General features: G+C 40.7%; 13 protein-coding genes and 1 rRNA gene. 13 read left to right on the top strand and 1 reads right to left on the bottom strand.

Features of this window, described 5'->3' with window-relative positions:
- Both rrf and C8D76_RS08900 read left to right on the top strand, forming a co-directional pair.
- A 5S ribosomal RNA gene (rrf, locus tag C8D76_RS08905) occupies window positions 1-90 on the top strand; the annotation flags it as partial.
- A gap of 372 nt (window positions 91-462) precedes the next feature.
- The gene (locus tag C8D76_RS08900) at window positions 463-2343 is read left to right on the top strand and encodes an ATP-binding protein (protein ID WP_116632432.1); all 1881 of its coding nucleotides are present in this window, start codon (window positions 463-465) and stop codon (window positions 2341-2343) included.
- Between the two features lie 34 nt (window positions 2344-2377).
- On the opposite strand, the gene suhB is transcribed toward C8D76_RS08900, so the two are convergent.
- Entirely contained in the window at window positions 2378-3172 is a 795-nt protein-coding gene (gene suhB / locus C8D76_RS08895) for an inositol-1-monophosphatase (protein ID WP_116632431.1), read from the bottom strand.
- A gap of 176 nt (window positions 3173-3348) precedes the next feature.
- Here suhB and trmJ point away from each other — a divergent pair, with 176 nt between their 5' ends.
- From trmJ to dcd, 11 genes are all read left to right on the top strand, one after another.
- Entirely contained in the window at window positions 3349-4089 is a 741-nt protein-coding gene (gene trmJ, locus C8D76_RS08890) for a tRNA (cytosine(32)/uridine(32)-2'-O)-methyltransferase TrmJ (RefSeq protein ID WP_116632434.1), read from the top strand.
- A gap of 58 nt (window positions 4090-4147) precedes the next feature.
- Entirely contained in the window at window positions 4148-4660 is a 513-nt protein-coding gene (locus tag C8D76_RS08885) for a Fe-S cluster assembly transcription factor (RefSeq protein ID WP_116632430.1), read from the top strand.
- Between the two features lie 4 nt (window positions 4661-4664).
- Window positions 4665-5879 (top strand): IscS subfamily cysteine desulfurase, encoded by a 1215-nt coding sequence (locus C8D76_RS08880; RefSeq protein WP_116632429.1) that lies wholly within the window; start codon window positions 4665-4667, stop codon window positions 5877-5879.
- Window positions 5880-5912: 33 nt separating this feature from the next.
- Window positions 5913-6296 (top strand): Fe-S cluster assembly scaffold IscU, encoded by a 384-nt coding sequence (iscU, locus tag C8D76_RS08875; protein WP_116632428.1) that lies wholly within the window; start codon window positions 5913-5915, stop codon window positions 6294-6296.
- Between the two features lie 76 nt (window positions 6297-6372).
- Window positions 6373-6750, top strand: a complete 378-nt coding sequence (gene iscA / locus C8D76_RS08870) for an iron-sulfur cluster assembly protein IscA (RefSeq protein ID WP_116632427.1) — start codon at window positions 6373-6375, stop codon at window positions 6748-6750.
- A gap of 6 nt (window positions 6751-6756) precedes the next feature.
- Window positions 6757-7278, top strand: a complete 522-nt coding sequence (gene hscB, locus C8D76_RS08865) for a Fe-S protein assembly co-chaperone HscB (RefSeq protein ID WP_116632426.1) — start codon at window positions 6757-6759, stop codon at window positions 7276-7278.
- Between the two features lie 16 nt (window positions 7279-7294).
- Window positions 7295-9145, top strand: a complete 1851-nt coding sequence (gene hscA / locus C8D76_RS08860; protein ID WP_116632425.1) for a Fe-S protein assembly chaperone HscA — start codon at window positions 7295-7297, stop codon at window positions 9143-9145.
- 20 nt (window positions 9146-9165) lie between these two features.
- The gene (gene fdx, locus C8D76_RS08855) at window positions 9166-9507 is read left to right on the top strand and encodes an ISC system 2Fe-2S type ferredoxin (protein ID WP_116632424.1); all 342 of its coding nucleotides are present in this window, start codon (window positions 9166-9168) and stop codon (window positions 9505-9507) included.
- Complete coding sequence (gene iscX / locus C8D76_RS08850) at window positions 9507-9701, top strand: Fe-S cluster assembly protein IscX (protein ID WP_116632423.1); 195 nt, start codon at window positions 9507-9509, stop codon at window positions 9699-9701. The genes fdx and iscX overlap by 1 nt, the downstream gene beginning before the upstream one ends.
- A 129-nt stretch (window positions 9702-9830) precedes the next feature.
- Complete coding sequence (gene udk, locus C8D76_RS08845) at window positions 9831-10469, top strand: uridine kinase (RefSeq protein WP_116632422.1); 639 nt, start codon at window positions 9831-9833, stop codon at window positions 10467-10469.
- A gap of 9 nt (window positions 10470-10478) precedes the next feature.
- Window positions 10479-11063, top strand: a complete 585-nt coding sequence (gene dcd, locus C8D76_RS08840; protein ID WP_116632421.1) for a dCTP deaminase — start codon at window positions 10479-10481, stop codon at window positions 11061-11063.
- Window positions 11064-11096 lie beyond the last annotated feature (33 nt).

Below are 11096 nucleotides of genomic sequence, written 5' to 3'. Positions count from 1 at the left end.
ACCTGACCCCATGCCGAACTCAGAAGTGAAACGCCGTAACGCCGATGGTAGTGTGGGGATTCCCCATGTGAGAGTAGGTCACCGCCAGGTATTATATTATAGCCGAGAGGCAGAAAGCCCTAGCAGAAATGCTGGGGCTTTTTTGTTGTTATAAAACGTAAAAACTGATGAAAATAGATGATAAGAAATGAATGATGAGAAATGCATGATGAAAGAGAATTAGTATTCATCTCTTTTATTTATTTCAAAACTCAGTCAGGAATAGCAATGCCAGTAATAGAAATAATAGAAATTTTAGGGGAAATGACCGCACTTTTTTAGGATAAAATGAAATCTATATGACTTAGAATAGGAAAAGATGAAATCCATATTTGGAAACATCTGCGATGTTCTTGTTTTGGCTTATGTAACTAATGAGTTATTTTGGTACAATCTAGCTCCATCATTCCTAAAGGAAATATAATGAAGAATATCCGCTATTTTGCACAGAAATATATTGATTGGGTTATTAAGCTAGGGCGCGTAAAATTTTCATTGCTAGGCTTTATTTTTTTAGCAGCACTTGCGCTTTGTACACATATTTTTCTTAGCTTTTTGATACTAGGTGAAATCCATTGGGATGTCATTCTTTATTCAATTACTTTTGGTCTTCTTTCTGCGCCTTTTGTCATTTATTTCTTTACTTTATTAGTGGAGAAATTGGAGCTATCCCGCCTAAGCCTTTCCAAATCCGTGACTAAACTGCGCCAAGAGATACAAGAACGTATCTTGGCTGAACAGCGATTGGCCCAAGCAAATCAGGATAAAACGAAATTAATGGCGACAATTAGCCATGAATTGCGAACCCCTTTAAATGGTATTGTCGGGCTAAGCCGAATGTTGCTAGACACTAATTTGACCGCGGAACAGCGCAATTATCTCAATACTATTAGTTTCAGCGCAGTTTCCTTAGGGCATATTTTCAATGACATTATTGATCTCGATAAAATCGATGCAAATCGTATTGAACTTTACCGACAAGAAATTAATTTCCATGATTTAATCAATGACATTGCCAATATCGGGCAATTCATGGCTAAGCAGAAGAATCTTGATTTTGTATTAAAGTGCAGTGAAAATTTGCCCCATTTTTTACTTTTAGATGGCATAAGACTTAGCCAAATTTTATGGAATTTACTCAGTAACGCGACTAAATTCACTGATAAAGGACAGATCACAGTCGATATTCAACGCTTTGAACAGAATACATATCAATTTTCGGTCACTGATTCTGGAACAGGCATTCCTGCTGAAGATATAGAAAATATTTTCACGATGTATTATCAAGTGGAAAAAAATCAGCACAAAGCCGCGGGAAGTGGCATCGGTTTAGCAATTTCTAAAACGATCGCTAAACTTATGCAAGGGGATTTGACGGTTTCTAGCCAATTAGGGCAAGGCGCGACATTTGTTTTAACAATTCGTGCTGATGAAATTGCGAAGCCATTACCAAATGATCAAATGCAACCCGTGGTTTCAAATGTGAAGATTTTGCTGGTTGAAGATATTGAGCTGAATGTGGTTGTCGCTAGAGCGGTGTTAGAAAAGCTTGGCTGCCAAGTTGATGTGGCTATGAATGGTCATCAGGCGATTGAACTCTTTGAGAAAAATCTTTATGACTTGGTGCTTTTAGATATTCAACTTCCAGATATGACAGGCTTTGCCATTGCGCAATATTTTCGTCAAAATTATGAAAATGGAATTTATGATTACTTGCCGCCGTTAGTTGCGCTCACGGCAAATGTGATGCAAAGCAAAGCTGAGTATGAAGCGCAAGGAATGGATGACGTTCTGCGCAAACCTTTAGATGTGAAAGAGCTCACTCACTGTCTCCAGCAATATTTTTCTGAAGAATTTAATTTTTCAGTTCCCAAAATGAATAAAAGTGCGGTCAATTTTAGCGCAGTTTTTGAGAAATCAACGGCAGATCTCATAGACTATCAATTTGTTCGGGATTTAGTGAATTTAATTGGTGTAGATGCATATTTAGAAAATATTGCTACATTTCGTGCAGCATTAGCCACTGATGATCTTAATTTACAGCAAGCCTACACACATTATTTATTACACCCGCAACATAAAGCTGAATTCACTTTAATGGCGCACAAAGTGAAAGGTGCGGCAGGTAGCTTGGGATTAGTGAAATTACAAACATTGGCGAATTTGATGCAACAAGGGGATTTGCCCGATTGGTATTCTAACCTAGAAAGATGGGGGGCAGATTTTTCTCATTATCAACAAGAAAGCTGTGAAACGTTGGAAAGTTGGCTTATTCAATTTCGAGATTATCTGGCGCAAAAATAACAAAAGGGCGTTAATTAAAACGCCCTTTTATACACTAAATTTGATTAAAGTGCGGTTGAATTTTGGTTAGTATTTCTTTTACAACACGAGGGGATGAAACAACAACGTTCCCTTCTTTCAAATAGTTGTGGCCGCCAGCAAAGTCACAAACTAATGCACCTGCTTCACGAGCGATAAGCTCGCCTGCCGCAATATCCCAAGCTTTCACGCCCATTTCAAAATAAGCATCCACACGACCAGCAGCGACATAGCACAAATCTAACGCGGCAGATCCTGTACGGCGGAAGTCTGCAGCAGATTCAGCTAGTGATGTCATCATAGCGAATTGGGCTGGCATTAATTTAGGTTGTTTAAATGGAAAACCAGTGGCGAGAATAGTGCCTTGTAAATCACGCTTTTCGGTTACGCGCAAACGTAGATCATTTAATTTTGCCCCTTCGCCACGCACGCCAGTAAATAATTCGTTGTTGATAGGATCGTAAACCACACCAACTTCGGTGCGACCTTTAACGCGAATAGCAATAGAGACAGAGAAATGCGGGAAACCTTTAATAAAGTTTGTGGTACCATCTAATGGATCGATAACCCATTGAATCTCTTTATCTTTTCCTTCTAATGCACCACTTTCTTCGGTGATGATGGTATGGTCTGGATAAGAAGCGCGAATCGTTTCAATAATTGCAGCTTCAGCCGCTTTATCTACATTTGTCACAAAATCGTTAATACCTTTTGTAACGGTTTGAAGATCATCTCGGCGTTCATAACTTTTAGCAATAACATTGCCCGCTTTTCGTGCCGCGCGAATCGCGATATTTAGCATTGGGTTCATAATATTTCCATAGATAGATTGTGAAAAGAACAATGTAGGCGATGCCTACGCATAAATTGTGATGCATTATAGTGATTTCTTATGCAAATTTCCACTATAAAAAAGAGAAAAATCCGACCAACTTTCAAGGTTATTGTGATAAAATACCCACAAAATTCGTTCTAAATGTAAAATTAATGTTAAATAATATAAGAATTGTGCTGATTGAAACTTCTCATTCAGGCAATATTGGCTCCACTGCTCGTGCTATGAAAACAATGGGACTGACAAACTTGTATTTGGTCAATCCTAAGCAGGGTATTGATGAACAAGCCATTGCCTTAGCCGCAGGGGCTGATGATGTAATAAAACAAGCGAAAATTGTACCGCACTTTGATGATGCGGTAGCAGATTGTTCACTTGTAATAGGCACCAGCGCGCGTTTACGCCATTTGCAAAACTCGTTAATTGAGCCGCGAGAATGTGGTGGGAAAGCCATTAACGCCGCAAAGTGCGGTCAAATTGCGCTGGTTTTTGGGCGTGAGCGTATTGGTTTGACCAATGATGAACTTTTAAAATGTCATTATCATTTAACTATTCCCGCAAATCCTGATTATTCCTCTTTAAATTTGGCAATGGCAGTGCAATTGGTGTGTTATGAACTGCGTATGGCGTATTTAGCAGAACAAGATTTACCTGTTTCATCAATAGATAATTCCAATGCGAGAACCAATTCAATGGCAACCGCGCAAGAATTAGAATATTTCTACCAACATACAGAACAGGTTTATACACAGCTAGGTTTTATTCAAAATCAAGGTGTTATGCAAAAATTAAGACGCCTTTATCAACGCACTGCGTTAGAGAAAAATGAATTGAATATTTTACGTGGAATGTTGAGTACCGTTGAAAAACGCATTAAATTAGTCAGGAATTAATTTGACTAATTTACAAGGTTATGTAAACTATCCACATTAATTTTAAAAGGAAAGTACAATGAAGCTAACTTCAAAGGGGCGTTATGCAGTAACTGCAATTTTAGATATTGCGTTATTCGGCACCGATCGTCCTGTGACATTATCAGATATTTCTGAGCGTCAAAACATTTCTTTATCCTATCTTGAACAATTATTTGCGCGCCTACGCCGTCACGGATTGGTGAAAAGTGTACGAGGCCCCGGTGGCGGCTATCGTTTAGGACATCCCGCGAACGAAATTTCTATTGGCATAGTGATTGCTGCAGTGAATGAGAAGATTGCGGTAACGAAATGTCTTGGGCAGGGAAATTGTCAAGGTGGTCAAGAATGTTTAACCCATCATTTATGGGAAGAATTGAGTGATCGAATTGAAAGTTTTTTGAATACGATTACCTTAGCTGAACTCGTCAGCAAACATTATGCACGCCAAGAAACTTCACGACAAGAAGCTTCACAACAAGAAGCTTCACAACAAGAAGGCTCACAAAAAGTGCATAAAGATTTTGAAAATTTATTAGTTATTAACGGTTAAAAAAATGAAATTACCAATTTATTTAGATTATGCGGCGACTTGCCCTGTGGATAAACGAGTAGCAGAGAAAATGATGGAATATTTAACCATCGATGGGACTTTTGGTAACCCAGCATCACGCTCACATAAGTTTGGCTGGCAAGCAGAAGAAGCCGTAGATATTGCACGCAATCAGATTGCAGATTTAATCGGCGCGGATAGCCGCGAGATTGTTTTTACTTCGGGCGCAACAGAAGCGGATAACTTAGCCATTAAAGGTGCGGCGCATTTTTATCAAACCAAAGGCAAGCACATTATTACCTGTAAAACTGAACATAAAGCCGTGCTTGATACTTGCCGTCAGTTAGAACGTGAAGGCTTTGAAGTGACTTATCTTGCCCCAAAAGCTGATGGTTTAATCGACCTTGATGAATTAAAAGCAACTATTCGTCCTGATACTATTTTAGTGTCGATTATGCATGCGAATAATGAAATTGGCGTAATCCAAGATATTCAAGCCATTGGTGAAATCTGCCGTGCAAATAAAGTGATTTTCCACACAGATGCGACTCAAAGCGTGGGCAAAGTTGCGATTAATCTCGCAGAATTGCCAGTGGATTTATTGTCAATGTCTAGCCACAAACTTTATGGGCCAAAAGGTATTGGTGCGTTATATGTGCGCCGCAAACCGCGTATTCGTTTAGAAGCGATTATTCACGGCGGCGGTCATGAGCGTGGCATGCGTTCAGGCACCTTGCCTGTTCACCAAATTGTGGGCATGGGAGAGGCTTATCGCATTTGTAAAGAAGAAATGGCGACTGAAATGCCACGTTTAAAAGCATTGCGCGATCGCTTATACAATGGCTTGAAAACGATTGAAGAAACTTACGTGAATGGTTCAATGGAACATCGTTTAGACAGCAACCTAAATATGAGTTTCAACTATGTAGAAGGTGAAAGTTTGATGATGGCATTGCGTGATATTGCCGTATCATCGGGTTCAGCCTGTACATCGGCAAGCCTTGAACCGTCTTATGTTTTGCGTGCATTAGGCTTAAATGATGAATTAGCGCACAGTTCAATTCGTTTCACCTTAGGGCGTTACACCACAGAAGAAGAAATTGATTACACGATTGATTTAGTCAAAAGTGCGGTGCAAAAATTGCGAGATTTATCACCACTTTGGGATATGTTCAAAGAGGGAATTGATATGAGCAAAATTGAATGGTCAGCGCATTAATCGGTAGCATAAAATTTATTAAAGGAAAGTAAAATGGCATATAGTGAAAAAGTCATCGATCATTATGAAAATCCGCGCAACGTGGGTTCATTCGATAAAAAATCTTCAGATGTAGGAACAGGTATGGTCGGCGCACCAGCTTGTGGTGATGTTATGCAGCTACAAATTAAAGTAAGCGATAATGGCATTATTGAAGATGCAAAATTTAAAACCTATGGCTGTGGCTCTGCCATTGCATCAAGTTCGTTAATCACTGAGTGGGTGAAAGGTAAATCTTTAGATGAAGCGGGTAGTATTAAAAATAGCCAAATCGCTGAAGAACTTGAGCTACCTCCAGTCAAAGTGCATTGCTCTATTTTAGCCGAAGACGCGATTAAAGCTGCAATTGCAGATTATAAAGCGAAAAAAGGCGAATAATAAAAGTGCGGTCAATTTAGCGCAAGTTTTTGTGTGACAGAAATTATGCGCTAAAGGTGTGTAGTAGGAGCGAAAGATGACAGATAATACTGTTGAACAATTTAATGTAGAAAATACTGATACGGCGCAAGCCTCAATAAGCATCACTGAACGTGCTGCAATGCACGTTAAAAAGTGCTTAGACAGCCGTGGAAAAGGGCTTGGCTTGCGTTTGGGTATTAAAACGTCAGGTTGTTCGGGTTTAGCTTATGTACTTGAATTTGTGGATGAACTTAATCAAGATGATCACGTGTTTGAACAGCATGGCGTCAATGTGATCGTTGATACAAAAAGTCTCGTTTATCTCAACGGTATCGAGCTTGATTTTGTCAAAGAAGGTTTAAACGAAGGTTTTAAATTCACCAATCCAAATGTGAAAGATCAATGTGGCTGTGGTGAAAGTTTTAGCGTGTAATCTACTATGAAAAATCCATTTGCACTTTTTGATCTGCCTATTGATTTCAATCTTAATAACGACTTGCTTTCAAGTCGTTATTTATCATTACAAAAATCTTTGCACCCCGATAATTTTGCCCATAGTTCAGCACAAGAACAGCGGCTTGCCATGCAAAAATCAGCGGAAGTGAATGACGCATTACAAATTCTTAAAGATCCGATTTCGCGTGCTGATAGCATTATCGCCTTGCACACGGGCAAAGAGCAGGATGTTGAGCAGCGAAGTTCGCAAGATATGGCATTTCTAATGCAACAAATGGAATGGCGTGAACAATTAGAACAGATTGAAGCTAATCAAGATCTTGATTTATTAATGGATTTTAGCCGCGAAGTAGAACAGGCGGAACGCCAAAATTTAACTGAAATTTCCACCGCACTTTCTGCCCAAGATTGGGAACAAACTCGCCAAATTAATGATCGTTTACGCTTTATTAAAAAGCTCAACAGTGAAATTGAGCGTGTAGAAGATGAAATTTCAGAATTTTAAGAGATAAGATAATTTTATGGCATTACTTCAAATTGCAGAACCCGGCTTAATGGCTGCGCCTCACCAACACAAACTTGCGGTGGGCATTGATTTAGGCACAACAAACTCACTTGTTGCCGCTGTACGCAGTGCTCACGCAGATATTTTATTAGATGAAAAAGACCGTCCATTAGTGCCTTCCATTGTTCATTTTGGTGAAAATAACAACATTATCGTGGGCTACGAAGCAAGCGCATTAGCCAGCCAAGATCCACAAAACACCATTATTTCTGCAAAGCGTTTAATTGGGCGCAGCCTTGCTGATGTGCAAGCACGTTATCCTAATTTGCCCTATCAATTTGAAGCCTCAGAAAATGGATTACCTTTAATTCAGACCCGAAAAGGGTTGGTGAGCCCTGTTGAAGTATCAAGCGAAATTTTGAAAAAATTGACCGCACTTGCAGAGCAACGACTCGGCGGTGAATTGCAAGGCGCGGTGATTACTGTGCCGGCTTATTTTGACGATGCGCAACGCCAAAGCACTAAAGACGCAGCAACCTTAGCTGGCTTGAATGTTTTGCGCTTATTGAATGAACCAACCGCTGCCGCGATAGCCTATGGCTTAGATAGCGGGCAAGAAGGGCTCATTGCTGTTTATGATTTAGGTGGCGGCACCTTTGATATTTCTATTCTTCGCCTTTCTAAAGGCGTATTTGAAGTGCTGGCGACAGGCGGAGACACTGCGTTAGGCGGTGATGACTTTGACCATTTACTCGCAGATTGGATTATTGAAAAATCAGGCATTCAACCTCAAAACGAACAACAAAAACGCCAACTGATTGAATTGGCAACTCAAACAAAAATTGCGCTGACTGATCAGCAAAGTGCGGTCATAAATTATGCAGATTTTTCGATAGAACTTCAGCGAGAAGAATTTAACCAACTGATTTCAAGCTTAGTGAAACGCTCATTACTCGCTTGTCGCCGTGCGCTAAAAGACGCTAACATTTCTGCGCAAGAGATAAAAGAAGTGGTGATGGTCGGCGGATCAACTCGCGTGCCATTTGTGCGTGAGCAAGTGGGCGAATTTTTCGGTAAAACACCATTAACTTCCATCGACCCAGATAAAGTGGTGGCGCTTGGCGCAGCAATTCAAGCGGATATTTTGGTAGGGAACAAACCCGATGCTGAAATGTTATTACTTGATGTCATTCCGCTGTCCCTTGGCATTGAAACAATGGGCGGTTTGGTGGAAAAAATTATTCCACGCAATACCACGATTCCTGTGGCTCGCGCGCAAGAATTTACCACATTTAAAGATGGACAAACCGCCATGTCGGTGCATATTGTGCAAGGTGAGCGAGAATTAGTCGGGGATTGTCGTTCTCTTGCTCGTTTCACTTTGCGCGGCATTCCACCAATGGCAGCAGGTGCGGCGCATATTCGAGTGACTTATCAAGTGGATGCCGATGGTTTATTAAGCGTAACAGCAATGGAAAAATCAACGGGCGTGCAGTCTTCTATCCAAGTAAAACCATCGTATGGTTTAAGCGATGAAGAAATTGCCAATATGCTGCAAGCCTCTATGGAAAATGCTAAACAAGATATTGATGCGCGTTTATTGGCGGAGCAACGAGTGGAAGCGCGCCGCGTGATTGAATCTGTGCTTTCCGCGCTTTCCCATGACCAAGATTTGTTGAATGAAGATGAATTAAGTGCGGTCAAAAATGCGATAATTTCTTTAGAAGCATTGGTGAATGAATCGGATTCTATGGCGATCAAAAACGGCATTAAAATGCTTGATCAAGCCACCCAAGAATTTGCCGCGCGCCGTATGGATAAATCCATTCGTAATGCTTTAGCTGGGCATTCTATCAATGAACTTTAATTTTTAATTAGGAAAGTCTTATGCCAAAAGTTGTTTTTTTACCCAATGAAGAATTTTGTCCTGAAGGCATGGTGGTGGATGCGGCAAGTGGAGAGAATCTGCTTGAAGTTGCACATAATGCAGGGGTTGAAATCCACCATGCTTGCGATGGCTCATGTGCCTGCACTACCTGCCACGTTGTGATTCGTGAAGGTTTTGATAGTTTGAATGAAAGCAGCGATCAAGAAGAAGATATGTTGGATAAAGCTTGGGGCTTGGAAATGGAAAGCCGCTTGTCTTGCCAATGTACTATTGGCGATGAAGATATCGTGGTTGAAATTCCAAAATATAATATTAACCATGCGAATGAGGCGGCACATTAATGAAATGGACTGACACACAAGAAATCGCTGAACATTTATACGAGAGAAACCCCGATCTCGATCCTAAAACCGTGCGTTTTACCGATATGCACCAATGGATTTGCGAACTCGAGGGTTTTGACGATGATCCCGAAGCGAGCAATGAGAAAATTCTCGAAGCCATTTTATTGCGCTGGCTCGATGAATATGAGTAATCCCTTCAAAGCTGATTAAGTGCGGTGAAAAAACAGAGAGTTTTTGACCGCACTTGGTTTATAAGCCTGTTAAAACGCCACAATTTCTACTATAATTCCGCCTAATTTCAAATAAATAAAAAATAGTCTATGTCAAATTCGTCTTGTATCATTATTGGTATCACTGGAGCTTCTGCATCAGGGAAAAGTTCCATCGCACACACCGTTCATCGTGAGCTATGTGAAGAATTAGGTTGCGAAGAAATTGGAATTATCGCAGAAGATAGTTATTACAAAGATCAAAGCCATTTGGATTTTGAAACGCGTACAAAAACCAATTATGATCACCCAAACTCTATGGATCGTGACTTGTTAGTTGAACATTTACACGCGCTGAAAGCGGGCAAGGCGGTTGATATTCCCGTGTATAGTTATACCAATCATAACCGAACATCAGAGGTGACCCATTTCGTTCCGCGCAAAGTGGTTATTGTCGAAGGCATTTTATTATTAACCGATGAACGCGTGCGGGCAGAACTTGGTATGTCTGTTTTTGTGGATACCCCATTGGATATTTGTTTTATTCGCCGTTTGCAGCGCGACATGATCGAACGTGGTCGTTCAATGGAGTCGGTGATCGAGCAATATCGTGCAACTGTGCGTCCAATGTTCTTGCAATTTATTGAGCCAACCAAACAATACGCAGACGTTATTATTCCTCGCGGTGGAAAAAATCGTGTAGCGATTGAAATGCTAAAAGCACAAGTGAAAAAGTTATTGGGCAAATAGGAGCGTGAAATGAGATTATGTGATACCGACATCGAAAAACATTTAGACAGCGGCATTATCTCTATTTCGCCGCGCCCAGATAATAGCAAAATTAATGGTGCGACTATTGATCTGCGTTTAGGCAATTCATTTCGTGTATTCCGTGAGCATTCTGCTCCTTATATTGATGTGAGTGGCCCACGCGAAGAAGTTTCTGCCCAGCTTGAACGAGTGATGAGTGATGAAATTATCATCGGCGACAACGAACCGTTCTTTTTACATCCTGGTGCATTGGCCTTAGCGACAACATTGGAAAGTGTGAAACTGCCTGCGAATATTATCGGTTGGTTGGACGGTCGTTCATCGTTAGCGCGTTTAGGTTTAATGGTGCATGTGACTGCCCACCGTATCGATCCAGGTTGGGAGGGCAAAATCGTGCTAGAATTTTATAATTCGGGCAAATTGCCGTTAGCATTGCGCCCAAATATGATTATTGGTGCATTAAGTTTTGAAGTGCTAAGTGGACCCGCGGCACGCCCTTATAATGCACGGCAAGATGCGAAATATAAAAACCAGCAAAGCGCAGTGGCAAGCCGAATTAATCAAGATAAATGATTGATTATGCGATAAATTTAGCTGTGTGTCAGT

Origin of the sequence: Alitibacter langaaensis DSM 22999 (genome assembly GCF_003096995.1) — a bacterium.
In the GTDB taxonomy this organism is placed as follows: Bacteria; Pseudomonadota; Gammaproteobacteria; order Enterobacterales; family Pasteurellaceae; genus Exercitatus; species Exercitatus langaaensis.
This window is presented reverse-complemented; position numbering and strand designations above follow the sequence as displayed.

Coding starts and splice junctions, on each gene's coding strand:
- iscU (WP_116632428.1), top strand. CDS start 5,913: ATGGCATATAGTGAAAAAGTCATCGATCATTATGAAAATCCGCGCAAC.
- hscB (WP_116632426.1), top strand. CDS start 6,757: ATGAAAAATCCATTTGCACTTTTTGATCTGCCTATTGATTTCAATCTT.
- trmJ (WP_116632434.1), top strand. CDS start 3,349: ATGTTAAATAATATAAGAATTGTGCTGATTGAAACTTCTCATTCAGGC.
- dcd (WP_116632421.1), top strand. CDS start 10,479: ATGAGATTATGTGATACCGACATCGAAAAACATTTAGACAGCGGCATT.
- hscA (WP_116632425.1), top strand. CDS start 7,295: ATGGCATTACTTCAAATTGCAGAACCCGGCTTAATGGCTGCGCCTCAC.
- suhB (WP_116632431.1), bottom strand. CDS start 3,172: ATGAACCCAATGCTAAATATCGCGATTCGCGCGGCACGAAAAGCGGGC.
- iscX (WP_116632423.1), top strand. CDS start 9,507: ATGAAATGGACTGACACACAAGAAATCGCTGAACATTTATACGAGAGA.
- C8D76_RS08885 (WP_116632430.1), top strand. CDS start 4,148: ATGAAGCTAACTTCAAAGGGGCGTTATGCAGTAACTGCAATTTTAGAT.
- iscA (WP_116632427.1), top strand. CDS start 6,373: ATGACAGATAATACTGTTGAACAATTTAATGTAGAAAATACTGATACG.
- C8D76_RS08880 (WP_116632429.1), top strand. CDS start 4,665: ATGAAATTACCAATTTATTTAGATTATGCGGCGACTTGCCCTGTGGAT.
- fdx (WP_116632424.1), top strand. CDS start 9,166: ATGCCAAAAGTTGTTTTTTTACCCAATGAAGAATTTTGTCCTGAAGGC.
- udk (WP_116632422.1), top strand. CDS start 9,831: ATGTCAAATTCGTCTTGTATCATTATTGGTATCACTGGAGCTTCTGCA.
- C8D76_RS08900 (WP_116632432.1), top strand. CDS start 463: ATGAAGAATATCCGCTATTTTGCACAGAAATATATTGATTGGGTTATT.